Below are 16,443 nucleotides of genomic sequence, written 5' to 3'. Positions count from 1 at the left end.
GCCCATTTCCAGGTGCGATTTCTACGTGCGACGACCGTACCGCCGGGCTGCGACATTTTTCAGTCGATCAAGGCGGCTGCCGGGGTGGCCGGTGACCTGTTCCCAGGTGTCCAGGCTGCTCGGGCCGTGCGGGCCGACCTGGAGGATCGGTGGCTCGCCGGTGAGCGTGTAGCCGCAGCGACGCGCCACCGCGGTGCTCGCCGTGTTCGCGGGGTCGATCCGCAGCAGCAGGCGACTGAGTTTGAGGGTGGTCCCGGCGTACCCGGAAAGAAGGGAAAGTGACGCCGCGGCCAGCCCGCGCCGGCGATGGCGCGCGCCCACCAGATAGCCCAGTTCCGCCTCGCGGAGGCCGGCGTCGATGCCGAAGAGCAGGACCTCGCCGAGCGGGCGGCCGCCGCGTTCGGTGATCGCGAGTTGGAGGCGCTGACCGGTCATCCGGCCCTGGTGGGCGCGCTTGAGATAGGCGAAACCCGCCTCACGGTCGAACGGCGACGGCATCGGCGTCCAGCGGGCGATGTCCGGGTCGTCCAGAAGGTCGATGAGATCGTCGAGATCCTCCGTCCGCCAGTCGCGCAGGACAATGCCGTCGCCCGTGAGCACGAGCGGGAAGGGAAGACGGCGGGCGGCCACGACTTGATCCTGCCCGAATGAACCCAATTCAAGCCAGTAGGTCATGTCTCCCGATGGGTGCGTCCTATCGGCGGGGGCCTACCGTGATCTCGTGGACGAGCGGACTGCGATCGCGACCCGGCGGGGCGAGAATTATGGCGGTCGATCCCGCCAGGAACGCGCGACCGATCGGCGTGACCGGATCCTCACATCGGCGCTGCAGTTGTTCGGGACGCGCGACTACGACGAGGTCACGGTCGCGGAGGTCTGCACCGGCGCACGAGTGTCGAAACGCTACTTCTACGAGCACTTCGTCGATCGTGAAGATCTGGTGCGAGCGTTGCACAAGGAGCAGAACGAGTGGCTGCTCGCCGGCGTCTTCTCGATCATGCCGGAGACGCCGGTCACCCTCGACGAGATGCTGCGACCGGCGGTGCACCAGTTGCTCACCATGCTGCGCGCCAACCCGGAGCGGGCACAGGTGATCTACATCAACGCGCCCCGGATGGAGACCCGGCGCCGAGGCGTGCTGCGCAAGGACGCGCAGTTCCTGGCGGGCATGTTGCGCCAGTTGGGTGTTGATCCTCAGGACCAGACTCGGTACGAGCGAATGCTGCTCGCGCTCGTGGCCGGCCTGAGCGAGGTGATCATCGACTGGCTGTCCCGCGGCATGACCGACGACCTCGACCAACTCGCCGACCACCTGGCCGCGTACTGCCAGGCCGTACTGGTCGCCGCCTAGCTCCGCCGCGCCCGCCCTCCATCGGGCTCGTCGCCGCTCAGCTCCGCCGCGCCCGCCCTCCATCGGGCTCGTCGCCGCTCAGCTCCGCCGCGGCCGCCCTCCATCGGGCTCGTCGCCGCACAGCTCCGCCCGGCTGGCCTGCGCCCGGGGGATCTGTCGTCCGGTCAGCTCTTCTTCGCGCTGATCTCCATTCCGGCGGCTCGCAGGCGGGCCACCAGCGCATCGCCGAGCGCGGTCGCCGGGGTCAGCACGCCGCCTTCGGACGACGGCAGCGCGTCGCGGTCGTGGACCAGGGTCAACGCCGACTCGCCGAGCATGACCGCGGTGGCGGCATAGCCCGGGTCACCCTTGGCCCGGACCCGCGCGGTGTAGCGGGCACCGGTCGTCGTGATGCCGAACACATCGATCGTGAAGTGGCCGCTCTCCCGCGACTTCTCGTCCGGGCCCTCCCCCGGCTTGGGCAGCACCCGGTCGAGGACGTACCGGGTCGGCGGCAGCGACAGACCGATCATCAGCACGCCGAGGCCAAGCCGAGTGGCCTGCGCGAACACCGTCGACAGCGGAGACGCGCCCACGCTCATCGCCTCGCGGTAGCGGAAGCTCCGCCCGTACGTCCAGCCGCGCAGCGCGTTGCTACGGCGCACCACCCGGGTGTTGTAGGAGGCCATGAAGAACGGGGCGAGCGTTCCCCGCAGTCGGGGGTGGACCTCCGGGCCGGACAGCGTGGCCGTGTCGTCCTGCCGGCCGAGGTCGGGCTCGGCCGCTCGATCGGGGCTCAGGGAGTAGGGACTGGCGGCGACCCGGCGCAGCTTGCCGTCGTTCTTCACCACGTCGAGCTGGTGCCGCATCGAGTCGATCGTGCCGCCGCTGACGCCGCCACGCATGCTCGTGACGACCAGCGTGGTATCCGTGAGCTCGCCGGCATCGTCGGCCTTCACCTGCTGGTCGAGCACGTGCACACCGATGTCCGACGGGATCGAGTCGAAGCCGCACGAATGGACTATTCGGGCGCCCGTGGTGCGGGCCAACTCGTGGTTGTCGTCGATGCTCTGCCGGGCGAACAGCACCTCGCCGGTGAGGTCGACGTAGTCGGTTCCGGCGGCGGCACACGCCTGCACGAGCGCTTTGCCGTATTTCGCGTACGGTCCGACCGTGGTGATCACAACCCGGGTCGCCGCGGCGATCTTCTGAAGGGCGGGCGCGTCGGCGGCGTCGGCCACCAGGATCGGCCAATCGACCCCGAGTCGCTGCTTGACCTGCGCGAGTTTGGCCTCGGAGCGACCGGCGAGGGCCATGCGCGTGCCGGCCGGGGCGTGTTCGGCCAGATACTTCGCCACCAGTTCTCCGACGAAGCCGGAGGCGCCGTAGACGACGATGTCGTGATCGCTCATGGCTGCCGATTCTCCATCAGGTTTCGCGCTCCGGCCGGACAAGTTACCGATCGGTAATTCGAGATGCTTACCTATCGGTCATTCTTGACATAAAGCAAGATCAAATAGGTCAATTGATGAGAACAACGTCACCTTTCTCGCTCTGAGCTTGGTCGTTCTCGCCGGCCCGTGGTTACCGTCGGCCGGTCCCGCGATGGCGGGCACCGCGGGTGGAACGCCGAGTCCCTGCCACCGCCCGCCGGACATCGAACCCGTGGCAGGGAGCGGGGGACCCAAACGTTCCTCGGCGCGCGGTTCGCGCGCCTCGGGGTGAAGCCGCACGATGGCGGCCGGGCAACTCCGTCCGAACCCGACAGCTGACCTCGCAGGCGTGGAGGTTTCTCTGTCATGGCACAGATCCGCAAGCATGCCCGCACGTCGCGGGTGCGCAAGCACGCCCGTCTCGCGATCGGCCTCACGGCCGCCGGCGTTGCGGGCACAGCAGCCCTGCTCGGCCCGGCCTCCGCGGCGCAGGCGTCCAGTGTGAACTGGGACGCGATCGCGCAGTGCGAGTCCGGCGGCAACTGGGGCATCAGCACCGGCAACGGCTTCTACGGCGGCCTGCAGTTCACCAAGGGCACGTGGCGGGCCTACGGGGGCACCAAATACGCCCCCACCGCCAACAAGGCCAGCCGCTCCGAGCAGATCGCGATCGCCGAGAAGGTGCTCCGCGGTCAGGGCATCGGCGCGTGGCCGGTGTGCGGCAAGAAGGGCGGCTCGTCCAAGCATTACAAGGGCACCAACACGAGCGGTTCGAAGTCGCACAAGTCCGCCTCACACACGTCGTCGACGCACAAGTCCAAGTCGGTGACCCACAAGTCGGCCAAGAAGTCGACCACGGCCCACAAGGTCACCCGCTCGACGGCCGTGAAGGCCACCGGTAACACCTACGTCGTCCGCTCCGGCGACACGCTGTCGGCCATCGCCACGACGAACCACATCAGCGGCGGCTGGCACACCCTCTACCAGCTGAACAGCAAGACCGTCAGCGACCCCAACCTGATCTTCCCCGGTCAGCGGATCACTCTCTGATCCACCTCGTGCGGCCCGGTTGCCTGTCCCCCCGGAAACCTCCGAGGTGGCCGGGCCGCATCCCCACCGCCCGCGGCCGCCGTTCGGCGCGGGCGCGCGTTCGACCCCGCGCGCGTTCGGCGCGGGCGCGCGTTCGACCCCGCGCGCGTTCGGCGCGGGCGCGCGTTCGGCCTTCACGCGCCCGTCAGGCCCGCGTGTCAGCCGTTCGGTGCGACGAACTCGGGCTGGTCGAGCACCCTTAGCCAGGTGCCGTCGGGCTGGCGGCGCACCACCTGGGCTCGGGCGCCGGCGCCGTCCTTCGGCGGAGTCGAGGTCAGCGCCAGATCTCCGCTGATCAGGGTGGGCAGCGGCTGCTCCGGCTCGAACGCCGGCATGTGCGGCAACGCTTCCTCCCACAGCTTCTGAATCGCCGCCCGGCCCACGGTCTGCTGACCCGGCGGGTAGGCCATCACCGCATCCTCCTCATACAGCAGGGCGAGGCCCTCGGCATCCTTCGCATTCGCCCGCTCGACGAACAGGCGGGTCAGGTCTTCCGGCTTTCGAGCCTTCTCGTGTTCGGTCATGACTCCACCCTTCCCCGGCCGCCAGCAGAAGTCCAACACATGGTTCTTCTGCGAACTAGAATCTGCGGTTATGGAACTGCGGCAGCTCGAGTACTTCCTGGCGGTGGCCGAGGAGGCCAACTTCACCCGCGCGGCACAGCGCGTGCACATCAGCCAGTCCGGGGTGAGTGCCCAGGTGCGCACGCTGGAAAACGAGCTGGGCGCGGAGCTCATCGACCGGTCCGGCCGGGTCGCACGGCTCACCGAGGCGGGGACGGTGGCTCTCCCGTACGCCCAATTGGCTTTGGATGCCGTTACGGACCTCCGCGAAGCCGTGGACGCGGTGAAGGGACTCATCCGTGGCCGCCTGACCATCGGGATGGTGACCGGATGCGAGATCACGCCGCTGTTCGCCGCGCTCGCCTCGTTCCACCGCGAGCACCCTGGGATCGAGCTCGAGCTGATGGAGAAGAACTCGACCTATCTGGTCAACGCCGTGCGGACCGGGGAGGTCGACATCGCGCTGGTGGGCGTGGCCGGCGCGCCGCCCGAGCACCTGTCCGCCCAGGTGATCGCCAGCGAGGGCCTGGTCGCGCTCGTCCCGCCCGGCCATCCACAGGCGAGCGAGAAGGCCTTTCCGCTCACGGAGTTGGTGGCGTACCCTCTGGTCACGTTGCCCGAGGGAACCGGTATCCGCGCAGCTTTCGACGAGGCGTGTGTGACCGGGGGCTTGATTCCCGACGTCGTGCTGGTCGCGTCGGCACCTGGTGCGGTGGCCGAGCTAGCCTCACGTGGTCTGGGAATCGCCGTGCTGAGCGAGTCTATGGCGAAGGTGCACGCCGAGCTGGTGGCCGTGCCGGTCACCGGGGTGCCGATCCCGGCACTGCTCGCCTTGGTATGGAGGCCGCGGACGAGTCCGGCCTTGTCCGCGCTGTTGCCGCACTGCCGACGAGAGTTTCGTTGACAACTGAAGAGAGGCCGCGACGAAATAGGTTTCGGGGCAGATGGTGGGGCCTATAGCGTCGCGGACATGATCGAGAGCTCGTTGCGGCAGCGGCTCAGGGCTGCGCTGCCGGCTGCCATGAAATCGCGCGACCGGGCGGCGACGTCGGCGCTGCGTGCCACCCTCGCGGCGATCGACAATGCCGAGGCAGTGGCGCCGGCCGGGGGCGAGGTTCGCGGGCAGGCCATCGAGCAGGTGGCCATCGGCGTGGGTGCCACCGAGGTGGCGCGGCGCACCTTGACCGACGTTGAGGTCGAGCAGATCGTGCGTACGGAGTTGGCCGAGCGAGAGACGGCGGCCGACGAATACGACCGGGCCGGACGCACCGAACGGGCGGAACAACTCCGGAGCGAGGCCCGCGCTCTGGCCGCTCACCTGCCGGACGCCTAGCGCCGCCCACAGCCAGGCCGCATCCGGCTCGGCGGACCTAGAACCGAAGCGCGTCGGCGATGGGTGTGTCGCCGGCGAAGAGTTCGAAGGTGACTCCGATCGTCGACGGAGTCTGCAGACAGGCGGCCAGCACGGCAGCCACGTCATCTCGGGGGACCCGGCCCCGATTGCCCAGCGTCCGGGTGACCGTTACCCGACCGGTTCCCGGATCGTCCGTGAGGCCGCCCGGTCGGACGATCGTGTAGTCGAGGCCGCTGGCCGCCACGTACGCGTCCGCCTCTGCCTTCGCCTCCAGGTAGGGCCGCATTGCGCCGCCGGCGGACGGGTTCTCCGCGCCGATCGAGGAGACCATGACGTAGCGGGTCACGCCCTCGGCCGTCGCCGCATCGGCCAACTTCACCGCACCGCCCAAGTCCACCGTGCGCTTGCGGCCGGGACCGCTGCCCGGGCCGGCGCCGGCAGCGAAGACCACGGCGTCGGCGCCGTGCACCCACGGCGCGAGGGAGGACGCCGCCTCCAGGTCGCCGATCACCGGGACCGCGCCGGCCGAGCGCAGGTCCTCGGCCTGCTCCGGATTGCGGATGAGGCCGCGAGCCGTGTGGCCCTGGGCTGCCAACAGGGTCAACAGGCGAAGGGCGACCTTGCCGTGGCCGCCCGCTACGAGGATGTCCATGCCCCGACCCTAGGAGAAACGGTGGGACCGCGCCGAACGGCTACGCCTTCCGGCCGACCGCACCGTAGATGGCCACGTCGGTGGGGGTCGGCTGGTCGCTCCGCTCCGGCCGCCAGTCGCTCACCGCCACGATCCCGGGATCGACGACGTCGAGCTCGGCGAAGAACCGGCCGAATTCCGAGAGGTTCCGGGCCCGCGCGTCGGTGCGCCCGGACGCCAACAGCTCCTCATGCTTCGCCACCTGCGCCGGCGGGGCATGGTCCAGCGTCAAATTGCTGGCCACCAGGTAACTGCCGGACGGCAACGCCGCCAGAAGCCGGGCGACCACCGCAGCGGCCTGATCGTCGTCGTGGAGGAAATGCAGGACCGCGACCAGCAGCAACGCCACCGGCTCGCGCAGATCGAGCACCGCCCGCAGCTCCGGATCGCCGATAATCGACTCCGGATCCCGCAGGTCCGCCTCGACGTATCCGGTACGGCCCTCCGGCGTCCCGACCGTCAACGCCCGCGAATGCGTCATCACGATCGGATCGTTGTCCACATAGAGCACTCGCGACTCCGGCGCGATGCGCTGCGCGATCTCGTGTGTGTTGTCGGGCACCGGGAGGCCGGTCCCGACGTCGAGAAACTGCCGCACCCCCGACTCGGCCAGAAACCGCACGCTCCGCCGGAGGAAGTCCCGATTCTCCCGCGCCGCGATCCGCGCCGTCGGAAACGCCTTGACCAGCAGATCCCCCGACTCCCGGTCGGCCGCGAAATGATCCTTGCCGCCCAGCCAGTAGTTGTACCGCCGAGCGGGGTGCGGCACCGAGGTGTCCATGCGATCCACGACCGAACTGTAGTCCCCGTGCAGGAGATCAAAAACCCGGCGATTTCGTACGCGACAAGCCGGCGCCACATCCCCACGGTGGCGCGCACGGTCGCCGCCAGCCGGCCCTCGAGATCGCCGGAGAGGTCGGGATACGCCAGGTGGTGCAGGATAAGCCCGTCAATCTGATCGAACAGCAGCTCACAGGCCAGGGCCGGGTCGGGCGCCCCGATCGACCGCAGCCACTCGGCCCCCCCATCGCCGGACTTCCCGCGCGGACTCGGTCAGCTGGCTCCGCGAGCCGGGTCGCAGCGCCGACTCGATGAAGACGCCGTACCGCGCGATCGTCACCACCCGGTCCGCCCCAACGGCCCGCCGCACATAGGCCGCCAGCATCCCGGCCAGGTCCTGGGCGGTGCGCGGCATGACCAGGCCGGCGAGCGCCTCCCACGAAGCCCGGTCCCGCTCGGCGAACCGCTCGATGATCGCGTCGACCAGCGCGTCCCGGGTCTTGAAGTAGTTCGACGCGGAGCCGGCCAGGTCGACGCCGAGCACCGGCACCGCCCTCGGCATCTGGCCCGCCGCCCTCAAGGCGCTCGACGAATTGGGCGTCGGCGGACGCGTACGCAAGGAAGGTCCGCCCCAGCAGAGCGGCGAGCTGCGCCGGCCCGACGGCAGCCGCATCGTCACCATGGACGTCGCCCGGCTCGAGCGCCGGCTGGGCGAGCGGATTCACCTGGTCTCCCGGCGCCCCTGCTGACGGTCCTGCGCAAGCCCGCCGCCGAGGGGTGTGAGCTGCGCTTCGGCGAGCCGGTCACCGAGGCGCTGCCGGACGACCTCGTGGTGGCCGCGGACGGCGTGTTCAGCCAGACACGGGAGCGGTTGTTCGGGGAGAGCTATCGGGCGCGGTACGCCGGGAGCACCGCTTGGCGCGGGGTGATCGACGACCTGCCGACCGACACGTTCGCCGAGGTCTGGGGCGCGGGCGTGAAGTTCGGCAGCACTCCACATGAGAACGGCGGGACCAACTGGTTCGCCTCGGCCGCCCTGCCCGAGGGCGCTTTCCGGCCCGGCGCCGAGCTCGACGCGCTGCGCGAGATCTTCGGCGGGTGTACCGATCCGGCGGTCACCTGGCTGACCCGGCGACGAAACGGCGTGCCGCTGCGGAACGGGCTGCTCAAGGCCGCACTGGGAACGGCCCGTTGAGGCGAGCCGGCCCGTCCGCTGAGGCGAGCCGGTTCGGCCCGCTGCAGGTGCGCCGGTTCGGCCCGCTGAGGCGAGCCGGTTCGGCCCGCTGAGGCGAGCCGGTTCGGCCCGCTGCAGGGTGCGCCGGATGCCGGACGGGATCAAGCCCGGCTGGCGGTGATGGAGGCGACTCAGCTCAGCAGGTCGGCCAAGCCCACGCCGGGGTCGGCGAGGCGGGCCGGATCGATCGCCTTGCCGGAGCGGATCAAGGCTTCGATCTGGTCGGTCACGTCCCAGATGTTGACGTTCATGCCGGCCGCCACCTTGCCGTCGACCAGCCAGAACGAGATGAACTCGCGGGTCGCCAGGTCGCCGCGGACGACCACCGTGGGCTTCGCGTCCGGCGCCACCCAGCCGGTGTACTCCATGCCCAGGTCGAACTGGTCGGTGTAGAAGTACGGCAGTTTGTCGTAGGACACGTCCTGGCCGAGCATCGCCTTCGCCGCGACCGGGCCGGTGTTCAGCGCCGTCGCCCAGTGTTCTACGCGGATGCGGTGCTTGAGGAACGGGTGGTCGACGTTCGCGATGTCGCCGGCCGCGAAGATGTCCGGATCGCTGGTGGCGAGCCTCGCGTCGACCAGGACGCCGTTGTCCACGGTCAGGCCGGCGTCGGTGGCCAGGCCGACGTTGGGAGTGACACCGATGCCGGCGATCGCCACGTCGGCGGTGAGCGTCTCGCCGTTCGCGAGCCGTACCGCGGTGCCGTCGACCGCCTCGGCGTGCGTGTTCAGGTGCAGGGTCACGCCGTTGGCCCGGTGCAGGTCGGCGAAGACCTGGGCGATCTCGTCGCCCAGTACGTTGGCCAGCGGGAGCTTGGTGGTGCCGACCACGTCGACGGTCGCGCCCCGGCTGCGCGCGGCGGCGGCTACCTCGAGGCCGATCCAGCCGGCGCCGATCACCACGACCCGGCTCTTCTCGGTGACGGCCTCCGAGATCCGGCGCGAGTCGGAGAGCGTGCGCAGCAGCAGCGCCCGGTCGCCGCCGGGCACCGGGAGCGGACGCGGGGTCGAGCCGGTGGCGAGCAGCAGTTTCTCGTACGCGATCTCGTCGCCCGCGTCGGTTCGGACGACCTTGGCGGCTCGGTCGACGGCGGTCACCGTAGTGCCGCTGCGTAGGGTGACATCGTGCTCCGGATACCACTCCGGAGAGTGGACGAAGACACTGTCCGGCGCATCCGTGCCGAGCAACAGCCCCTTGGAGAGCGGCGGCCGCTCGTACGGCCGGACCTGCTCCGTCCCGATGAGCGTGACCGGGCCCTCGAAGCCCTCGTCACGCAGGGTTTCCACCGCCTTTGCGGCGGCCAGGCCACCGCCCACCACGACATACGTCATAGGCCTATCTTGGCCCCTCGGCGTGGATCCCGCGCAGGGCAGCCATCACACCGGGTTGCGTCATCTCGCGGCACATCCGGGCCATCTCGGCCGGCCCATGCGGAAAGTCGGCCCTTACCCACCAGCCGAGCACGCCGGTCAGGGCACTGGCGTGGTACTCGGCGACCACGTCGACCGGCAGCCGGGGGCCTCTGCTCGGCCAGGTGATCGCGCAACGCCCGGAAAAGTAAGTCGTGCAGGTGCGCGGCGCCGACCGCACGGTAGACGGGCCGGTTGCGGTATGCGTGCTCGAAAATGACCCCGATCGGCGAGGTGGCATCGTCGGGCGGCGGGCCGCCCATCGCGCTCAACTCGCGCTCGAGATCGGTCCGCAGGTCGTCGAAGCAGGAGGCGAACAGCGCGTCCTTGTCCCGGAAGTGGGCGTAGAAGGTGGTGCGGCCGACGTCGGCGCGGTCCAAACCTCCTGGACGGTGACCTTCTCGTACCCACGCTCGGTTATCAGCGCCACCAGCGCCCGTTGCAGCGAGCGACGGGTGCGCCGGACGCGGCGATCCTCGTTTCCGGCCAATGTCACCACCCCTGTTCGGTTCCGGACGGATGGCCCGGATCGGCCGTTGACCCCGATCAGCGTAACCGAACACGATGTTCGGAAAGGAACACTGAATACGGGAGTATCTCATGCAGGCGGCACATGTCTTCGCCAACGCCGAGCGCTACGACCGGCACGCGGGCCGGCTCGCCGCGCGGCTCTACGCCAAGGTGGTCGCCGACGCCGCGGCCGCCGGGCTGCCCGACGGCGCGCGGGTGCTCGACGCCGGCACCGGGCCCGGCCGCATCCCGCGCGACCTGGCCATGGTGCGCCCGACCTGGACCATCGACGCGGTCGACCGGGAGCCGCGCATGATCGATTTCGCCCGCCGGCAGGACACAAGGGGGCGGGTGACCTTCGCGGTCGGCGACGTCGCGGCGCTGCCCTATCCGGACGAGACGTTCGACCTGATCGTCTCGTCGATCAGCCAGCACCACTGGGGCGACGTCGAGGGCGGCATCCGCGACCTGCGCCGGGTGCTGCGCCCGGGCGGGCGGCTGTGGATCTACGACGCGCGGTGGGCGCTGCGTCGAGCGGTGCGCGCCGCCGAGAGGACCTTCGATTCAGTGCGCAAGGAGCCCGTCGCCGTCGGGCACTGGCCGCTCAGCCTGCTGGTGTCCCGGCTATCGGCCCGCGCTTGACCCGTCCGGGACAAGCGGCGACCACGCGGCCGGCGCGGGATGGAGCGGCGGCCACGGCGGCGGGGGCAACGGCGCGGACCCGAACGAGGGCACCGTCCCGGGCCCGGAAGGGGGCGCGGCCGCGGAGGTGAGCGCGGCCGCGGAGGTGAGCGCGGCCGCGGAGGTGAGCGCGGCCGCGGAGGCGGGCGCGGCCGCGGAGGCGGGCGCGGCCGCGAAGGCGGGTGCGGGTCCGGACGAGGGCGCGTGCGCGGGTAAGGGCGCGGGCGGAGGGCTGGGCATGGATGACGGTGCGGACAACGCCGCTAGCCAAGACGGGTTTGTCGGGTTTATCGGGAAGGCCGGCGCCGAGGGATTGACCCGACGATGGCGTCCGCTAGCACGGCGGTCGTCATAGCGGCGCTCCATCGGCCACGGATTCTCGGCGGGGTCGGCCTGCCGACGATCTCCTCGCCGCCGATTCGGGACCAGCGTGGTCATCTCGATCGTCGCGCCGACCCACAGCAGTTGGGTGGCCTCGTCCGGGCCGCGGACCGGCTCGGTGCGGGCGTCCGTCTCCCGGTTCTCCTGCCCGATCGTCATCAGCACCCGAAGGAACCACACCCCCGCCGCCGCCCCGGCAGCGGCCCGCAGCGTGAGGGTCAGCGCGTTCTCCGAGACCCACGCCGACCCCAGCGCCAAGGCCGCCGCCCCGGTCAACTGCAGCTGCAATCCGCGCGGCGAGCGCGGCACCCGTGCCCGCCGGCCGATCACTTCGAGCAACACATACAGGAACGCGTACGCCGCCAGGGTCGCGAACGCGCAGCCCTCCAGCCCGAACCGGGAGACCAGCGCCAGGTTCAGGGCCACGTTGACCAGCGCCGCGGCCAGGGTCGCCGCCGCCGAGGCCCCGGTCCGCCCCTCGGCCATCAACGTTCGCGTCACGGCGAGCTGCCCGGCGTACGGAATAGCGGTTATCAGCACCAGACAGACGACGAAGTGCAGCTTGGCCGGGTGGTAGGAGGACGGCGCCCAGATCCGCAGCACCAGCGGGGCGCCGCACGCGAAGCCGGCCACCACCGGCAGCATCAGCCGGTACAGCGCGTCCCGGCTGGAGGCCAGCACGCGCCTGCGTTCGCCCTCGTCGGAGATGCCGAAGAAGCGCGGCATCCAGGCCGAGTTCAGCACCGACAGCAGCAGCATCGGCATCGACGCCACGTTGTACGCGACCTGATAGCGGGCCACCGCCTCGGCGCCCAGCTGCGCCTCGACGATCAACCGGTCCGAGACCGACAGCACGAACGTGCTCAACGCGGCCGGCACCAGCGGCAGGGCGAACCGCAGCGCGCGGTCCAGCACGTACTTCTCCCGCCACCGCAGCAGCGCCGGCGGTGCCACCACCAGCCCCAGGAAGGCCGCCGCGAACTGCGCCGCCACCTGCCCGCCGAGGAATGCCTCGGCCGTCGGCCGGTAGAACTTGACCAGGCCCAGGGCGAGCGCCTCGGCCACCACCGACTGCAGGAAGCTGACCGCGCTGAACATCAGCAGCTTGTCCAGGCTGCGCAGCAGGCCGAGGGAGACCGTGGTCATCGCCGACGACCCGGCCCACAGCACCGCCCAGCGCAGCGCCGTCCGGTCGTCGGCCATCTCCAGGGCGCCCGCCCACAGCGGCACCGTCCACCAGGCCAGCGCCGAGACGCCCGCGGTCAGCCCGAGCGCGGCGAGGATCAGCTGGCGGGCGCCGCGCGGGTTCTCGAAGGTGGAGTACTCGCGCTGCACCGCGGTCTGCAGGCCGAGCCCGGCGAAGACGAACAGCACCTGCATGATCGCGTTGGCCGAGGTGACCGTGCCGAACTCGCCCAGGCCCAGCACCCGGGTGGTGATCGGGGTGAGCAGCGCCGCGCTGATGATTTGCACGGCCCACATCAGCATGTAGACCGAGTCCCGGCCGAAGAGCTGCGCGACGTGGTTCTTCTCTTGTGGCGCCGAGCCGGCGGCCATCAGGAGCCCGTGTACTCGAAGAGCACCGAGCCGCCCTCGGAGAAGATCACCTTCCACAACGGCGAGGCGGCGAACGCGTCCCGCAGGGCGGTGAACTGCTGGGGCGTGTGCAGGCCGTACTCCCAGCCGTAGTAGGAGTTGGTCGGCGACCAGAAGGCGTAGAGCCGGTCGGTCGGATCGTTCAGGCCGGTGTACGAGATGAGGTCCTGGGTCAGAGTGTCAACCGCGCTTGCGTCGGCGGCTCTTATGGTGAACGCGTACGTCGTATCGACGGCATCGCGGTAGACCGAGACCCGCGTGTTCGGCTCCAGGTTCGGCCCGCTCGGCAGGTCGCCCGGCCCGATCAGCAGGCAGTAGTTGACGTCGTCCCCGGTCGGGGTCTTCGCGTAGGCGGCGAACCCGTCCACATCGCCCGGTCGGATCACGTTCGAGGCATCCAGGCTGAACGTGCCGACCACGAAGTCGACCGTGAGCACCGCGGTGACGGCCAGCCGGATCGCCTGCCACCAGCGGCTCGCTCGGATCGGGAACGCCGGGGCGGCGAGCACCGCCAGCCACGGCAGCGCGAAGAGGACGGCCCGATAAAGACCTTCCTTGCCGTACGGATGAGCGACGACGATCGCGAGGCCGGCACCGGGGCAGGCGACCAGCGCCCAGATCCGGAGGCTCCGCCGGTGCCGCCACACCACGACGGCGGTCAGCACGCCGAGGATCAGCAGGCTCAGCGCGAGCGCGCCCTCCATGGCCAGGAAGACCGGCAGGCGGGTCAGGCCGCTGACCGCGGTGGGCGTCGGCGTGGTGAAGTTGCCAGAGCTGCCGAGGCTGTCGAGGTCGACGAACTTGCTGATGTCGGCCCAGTTGAGCAGCGCCCAGGCGACCGCGGTGCCGAGCACGGTCGCGGGCAGCCACCACGGCTTGAGCCGGCGGAAGACCACCAGCACGCAGAGCGCGCCGCCGATGATGTAGGGGCTGAGCTGGTGGGTGATCGCCACCGTGACGGCCGCCCCGGTCATCGCCGCCGCCTTGCGACGCAGCGGCAGCCGGGACAGGGCGTAGCCGAAGATCAGGATGCCGAAGACGAATCCGACCGACTGCGGCGAGAAGTAGTCCTGGCCGATCGTGTCCGGCAGCGCGCAGAACAGCACGGCCAGCCAGGCCTGGCGGCCGTCCCGGAGCACCTGGCCGGCGAAGTAGCGCATCGCGATCACCCGGTACAGGCCGATCAGCAGCTGCCACGCGGTGGCCAGGTGCAGCGGGTCGCGGATGCCGGCCGCGTCGGCCAGCCAGGCCATCGCCGAGAAGAAGCCGGGCCAGCCGTTGTACACCGCCACCGCGGCCCGCAGCACGTGCGCGTGGCGGATCTGCTGGACCATCTCGACGTGCTTGGCCGAGGACTGGATGCGCGGCAGGTCGTAGACGATCGCCGGGGTGCCGGTCAGTACCACGATCAGCGCGAGCACCCCGATCGCGGTGGCCGTTTCGGCGTACGAGCGGGAGACCGCCAGCGACAGCACGGTCAGTCCGACGCCGATGTACCAGAGCGGCCCGATCTGCGCGAGGAAGCCCCAGATCCCCGGGTCGGTGTGCCGGTGCATGAGGGCGGCGACCAGGCAGAGCAGCGCGCCGGTGCCGGAGACATAGATGCCCGGCCCGAGCGCGGGGAAAGCGCCGCGCAGGTCGCGCCGGATCAGGACCAGCCCGGCGACGTGCATCGGCACGGTGACCGCGCACAGCAGCGAGGTGGCCACGGCGGTCTGCCACGCGCCCGCCTCGAGCATCGCGGTGGAGACGATCACCAGCGTGCCCATCGCGGTGGTGATCGTCAGCGCGAGCCGCAGCGGCAGGTCGAGCCGGGGCAGCAACGCCCAGGGCGCCGCACCGATGCCGAAGAGGAAGTAACCGACGAAGCCGACCACCCGCAGGCCCGACACGCCGGCGATCAGCCCCAGCACGCCGAGCAGGAACGCGAGCAGGCTCGACGCCGAGATGACCAGCCGGACCCGGGCGGTGCCCGGCTCGCGTACCACCGGGCCGGACAGCGCCGACACCGTTCGTTCGAGGAGGGTGGTCACCGGGGGTTCCGCAGGGCGCGGCGGGCGCGCAGGTAGAGCAGCGGGCCGGCCAGGAAACCGGTGAACTCGCGGCGCATCGCCCCGGCCGGCGGGGCCACGGCTGGGCCCAGTCGTTCGTGCGTCTGGTTCCGGATCCGCACGATCTGCCGTACGCCGGCCGGCGCCCGGCGCAGCAGGTGGGTCCGGGTCGAGCGGTCGAGCACCAGCTTCGTCAGGTACGCGGTGAGCCCGGTGCCGTACCCGTACATCTGCTTGAGCAACGACTCCTCGGTGGCCCGGTGGTGGTGCCAGACGACGGCGGCCGGCTCGTACGCGATCGCCCCGCCGCCGAACAGCACCCGGACGAAGATGTCCAGGTCCTCGCCGCCGCGGGTGAGCGTGCCGGCGCCCAGCGCCTCGTCGAAGCCGCCGACCCGGGCGAGCAACTCCCGGTCGAAGGCGAAGCTGGCGCCGGTGCCGAAGATGCCGGCCGAGAACGGGTAGAGCGCCCCGTGCCGGCCGTTCGCCGACAGGTCGAAGAACTGCGGCCGGCACCGGGTCGACCAGTTGGCGAGCCGGGCGTCGAAGTACGCCTCCGGCCCGTTGCTGACCGCCGCCGTGCAGACCAGGCCGGTCACGCAGCCCACGTCCGCGCGCCGCTGGAAGCCGCGCAACAGCCCGTGGATCCAGAGCCGGTCGACCGCCACGTCGTCGTCGGTGTACGCCAGGTACCGGCCGGTCGCCGCGGCCAGCCCGGCGTTGCGTGCCCGGGAGAGGCCGGGCCGCGGCTCGCACACGTAGCGGAACCGGTCGTCGTCCGCGGCATACTTCTCGACCACGGCGCGGGTGGAGTCGTCGCGCGGCGCGTTGTCGACGATCACGAACTCGACCGGGCGGTAGGTGATCTCGGCGAGCCGGTCGAGGCAGGCGGGCAGCGCGTCGGCCCGGTCCCGGGTGCAGACGACCACCGAGACCAGGTCCTCGGCGACGACGTAGTTCGGGCAGCTCTCGGTCTGGGCGGGCACCGGCGACATCGGTTCGGGGACCGCCACGCCCTCCGCCGCCAGGTGCCGCCGCAGCGGCCCGGCCAGCGAACGGAACGCCTCGGCCCGGATCAGGTCGAGGTCCTCCGGCGTGCCGGTCCGCGGCAGCGTCAGGTAGCCGAGCGGCTCGCCGTGCAGCCGCACCAGCACCCGCATGCTGGTCTCGTTCCGGGGCGGCACCATCGCCGACGGCTCGTCGCCGGCCAAGTCGAAGTCGCAACACCAGACCGCGTCGCCGGGGGCCCAGGCGGGCCGGCGCGAACGGACGAGCGGGGACGCTGGCACGGGATCATTCTCCCCGGCATTCCGCCCTGATGCGGCTAAAGCGGATTTGCCA

General features: G+C 70.9%; 17 protein-coding genes and 1 riboswitch. Of the genes, 7 read left to right on the top strand and 10 right to left on the bottom strand.

Annotated elements, in window-relative coordinates:
• Positions 1 to 21: 21 nt before the first annotated feature.
• Entirely contained in the window at positions 22 to 630 is a 609-nt protein-coding gene (locus IH26_RS0112965) for a GNAT family N-acetyltransferase (RefSeq protein ID WP_034214987.1), read from the bottom strand.
• Between the two features lie 91 nt (positions 631 to 721).
• Here IH26_RS0112965 and IH26_RS0112960 point away from each other — a divergent pair, with 91 nt between their 5' ends.
• Positions 722 to 1,351 carry a TetR/AcrR family transcriptional regulator gene (locus tag IH26_RS0112960; protein ID WP_245665152.1) on the top strand — a complete coding sequence of 210 codons (630 nt, stop codon included), beginning with the start codon at positions 722 to 724 and terminating at the stop codon, positions 1,349 to 1,351.
• Between the two features lie 164 nt (positions 1,352 to 1,515).
• On the opposite strand, the gene IH26_RS0112955 is transcribed toward IH26_RS0112960, so the two are convergent.
• Positions 1,516 to 2,742, bottom strand: a complete 1,227-nt coding sequence (locus tag IH26_RS0112955) for a saccharopine dehydrogenase family protein (RefSeq protein ID WP_030436417.1) — start codon at positions 2,740 to 2,742, stop codon at positions 1,516 to 1,518.
• A gap of 226 nt (positions 2,743 to 2,968) precedes the next feature.
• Positions 2,969 to 3,128, top strand: a riboswitch (cyclic di-AMP (ydaO/yuaA leader).
• Between the two features lies 1 nt (position 3,129).
• Between IH26_RS0112955 and IH26_RS0112950 the strand changes: the two genes are divergently transcribed.
• Positions 3,130 to 3,813, top strand: a complete 684-nt coding sequence (locus tag IH26_RS0112950) for a transglycosylase family protein (RefSeq protein WP_030436416.1) — start codon at positions 3,130 to 3,132, stop codon at positions 3,811 to 3,813.
• Positions 3,814 to 4,010: 197 nt separating this feature from the next.
• Here the strand turns inward: IH26_RS0112950 and IH26_RS0112945 are convergent, their stop codons facing one another.
• A complete protein-coding gene (locus IH26_RS0112945; protein WP_030436415.1) occupies positions 4,011 to 4,376 on the bottom strand; it encodes a YybH family protein in 366 nt (121 codons plus the stop codon).
• Positions 4,377 to 4,446: 70 nt separating this feature from the next.
• On the opposite strand from IH26_RS0112945, the gene IH26_RS0112940 reads away from it, so the two are divergent.
• Together IH26_RS0112940 and IH26_RS0112935 are read left to right on the top strand one after the other, a co-directional pair.
• Positions 4,447 to 5,319: a LysR family transcriptional regulator gene (locus IH26_RS0112940; RefSeq protein WP_030436414.1), complete on the top strand. Its 873-nt coding sequence runs from the start codon at positions 4,447 to 4,449 to the stop codon at positions 5,317 to 5,319.
• Positions 5,320 to 5,385: 66 nt separating this feature from the next.
• Positions 5,386 to 5,748: a GatB/YqeY domain-containing protein gene (locus tag IH26_RS0112935; protein ID WP_030436413.1), complete on the top strand. Its 363-nt coding sequence runs from the start codon at positions 5,386 to 5,388 to the stop codon at positions 5,746 to 5,748.
• A 37-nt stretch (positions 5,749 to 5,785) separates the two neighbouring features.
• On the opposite strand, the gene IH26_RS0112930 is transcribed toward IH26_RS0112935, so the two are convergent.
• The 3 genes from IH26_RS0112930 to IH26_RS53505 all read right to left on the bottom strand — a co-directional run bounded on the left by IH26_RS0112930 (position 5,786) and on the right by IH26_RS53505 (position 7,802).
• The gene (locus IH26_RS0112930; protein WP_030436412.1) at positions 5,786 to 6,421 is read right to left on the bottom strand and encodes an SDR family oxidoreductase; all 636 of its coding nucleotides are present in this window, start codon (positions 6,419 to 6,421) and stop codon (positions 5,786 to 5,788) included.
• 40 nt (positions 6,422 to 6,461) lie between these two features.
• Positions 6,462 to 7,241, bottom strand: a complete 780-nt coding sequence (locus IH26_RS0112925; protein WP_030436411.1) for an SAM-dependent methyltransferase — start codon at positions 7,239 to 7,241, stop codon at positions 6,462 to 6,464.
• 189 nt (positions 7,242 to 7,430) lie between these two features.
• On the bottom strand, positions 7,431 to 7,802 hold the full coding sequence (locus IH26_RS53505) for a TetR/AcrR family transcriptional regulator (protein WP_051808061.1): 372 nt from the start codon (positions 7,800 to 7,802) through the stop codon (positions 7,431 to 7,433).
• 31 nt (positions 7,803 to 7,833) lie between these two features.
• Between IH26_RS53505 and IH26_RS59735 the strand changes: the two genes are divergently transcribed.
• Positions 7,834 to 7,989, top strand: coding sequence for a hypothetical protein (locus IH26_RS59735; RefSeq protein ID WP_157437173.1), 156 nt, complete (start codon positions 7,834 to 7,836; stop codon positions 7,987 to 7,989).
• A gap of 80 nt (positions 7,990 to 8,069) precedes the next feature.
• Positions 8,070 to 8,435, top strand: coding sequence for a hypothetical protein (locus IH26_RS55795; protein ID WP_051808059.1), 366 nt, complete (start codon positions 8,070 to 8,072; stop codon positions 8,433 to 8,435).
• 170 nt (positions 8,436 to 8,605) lie between these two features.
• Here IH26_RS55795 and IH26_RS0112910 read toward each other — a convergent pair whose 3' ends face one another.
• Positions 8,606 to 9,805: an NAD(P)/FAD-dependent oxidoreductase gene (locus IH26_RS0112910; protein WP_030436410.1), complete on the bottom strand. Its 1,200-nt coding sequence runs from the start codon at positions 9,803 to 9,805 to the stop codon at positions 8,606 to 8,608.
• A gap of 678 nt (positions 9,806 to 10,483) precedes the next feature.
• Between IH26_RS0112910 and IH26_RS0112900 the strand changes: the two genes are divergently transcribed.
• Positions 10,484 to 11,035 (top strand): class I SAM-dependent methyltransferase, encoded by a 552-nt coding sequence (locus IH26_RS0112900; RefSeq protein WP_030436409.1) that lies wholly within the window; start codon positions 10,484 to 10,486, stop codon positions 11,033 to 11,035.
• Here IH26_RS0112900 and IH26_RS63885 read toward each other — a convergent pair.
• Genes IH26_RS63885 through IH26_RS55790 form a run of 3 tightly spaced genes read right to left on the bottom strand, consistent with a single transcriptional unit; the run spans position 11,018 to position 16,391 of the window.
• Positions 11,018 to 13,012, bottom strand: a complete 1,995-nt coding sequence (locus IH26_RS63885) for a lipopolysaccharide biosynthesis protein (protein ID WP_030436408.1) — start codon at positions 13,010 to 13,012, stop codon at positions 11,018 to 11,020. The two genes, IH26_RS0112900 and IH26_RS63885, sit on opposite strands and share 18 nt — an antisense overlap.
• Positions 13,012 to 15,084: a glycosyltransferase family protein gene (locus IH26_RS0112890; RefSeq protein WP_030436407.1), complete on the bottom strand. Its 2,073-nt coding sequence runs from the start codon at positions 15,082 to 15,084 to the stop codon at positions 13,012 to 13,014. The genes IH26_RS63885 and IH26_RS0112890 overlap by 1 nt, the downstream gene beginning before the upstream one ends.
• Positions 15,081 to 16,391 carry a glycosyltransferase family 2 protein gene (locus IH26_RS55790; protein ID WP_051808057.1) on the bottom strand — a complete coding sequence of 437 codons (1,311 nt, stop codon included), beginning with the start codon at positions 16,389 to 16,391 and terminating at the stop codon, positions 15,081 to 15,083. The genes IH26_RS0112890 and IH26_RS55790 overlap by 4 nt, the downstream gene beginning before the upstream one ends.
• Positions 16,392 to 16,443: the final 52 nt, after the last annotated feature.

It is taken from the genome of Actinoplanes subtropicus (assembly GCF_000721705.1).
In the GTDB taxonomy this organism is placed as follows: domain Bacteria; phylum Actinomycetota; class Actinomycetes; order Mycobacteriales; family Micromonosporaceae; genus Actinoplanes; species Actinoplanes subtropicus.
This window is presented reverse-complemented; position numbering and strand designations above follow the sequence as displayed.

Excerpts from the sequence above, each read along its gene's own strand:
- IH26_RS0112955 (WP_030436417.1), bottom strand. The coding sequence starts at position 2,742 with ATGAGCGATCACGACATCGTCGTCTACGGCGCCTCCGGCTTCGTCGGA.
- IH26_RS0112950 (WP_030436416.1), top strand. The coding sequence starts at position 3,130 with ATGGCACAGATCCGCAAGCATGCCCGCACGTCGCGGGTGCGCAAGCAC.
- IH26_RS0112945 (WP_030436415.1), bottom strand. The coding sequence starts at position 4,376 with ATGACCGAACACGAGAAGGCTCGAAAGCCGGAAGACCTGACCCGCCTG.
- IH26_RS0112940 (WP_030436414.1), top strand. The coding sequence starts at position 4,447 with ATGGAACTGCGGCAGCTCGAGTACTTCCTGGCGGTGGCCGAGGAGGCC.
- IH26_RS0112935 (WP_030436413.1), top strand. The coding sequence starts at position 5,386 with ATGATCGAGAGCTCGTTGCGGCAGCGGCTCAGGGCTGCGCTGCCGGCT.
- IH26_RS0112930 (WP_030436412.1), bottom strand. The coding sequence starts at position 6,421 with ATGGACATCCTCGTAGCGGGCGGCCACGGCAAGGTCGCCCTTCGCCTG.
- IH26_RS0112925 (WP_030436411.1), bottom strand. The coding sequence starts at position 7,241 with ATGGACACCTCGGTGCCGCACCCCGCTCGGCGGTACAACTACTGGCTG.
- IH26_RS53505 (WP_051808061.1), bottom strand. The coding sequence starts at position 7,802 with ATGCCGAGGGCGGTGCCGGTGCTCGGCGTCGACCTGGCCGGCTCCGCG.
- IH26_RS0112910 (WP_030436410.1), bottom strand. The coding sequence starts at position 9,805 with ATGACGTATGTCGTGGTGGGCGGTGGCCTGGCCGCCGCAAAGGCGGTG.
- IH26_RS0112900 (WP_030436409.1), top strand. The coding sequence starts at position 10,484 with ATGCAGGCGGCACATGTCTTCGCCAACGCCGAGCGCTACGACCGGCAC.
- IH26_RS63885 (WP_030436408.1), bottom strand. The coding sequence starts at position 13,012 with ATGGCCGCCGGCTCGGCGCCACAAGAGAAGAACCACGTCGCGCAGCTC.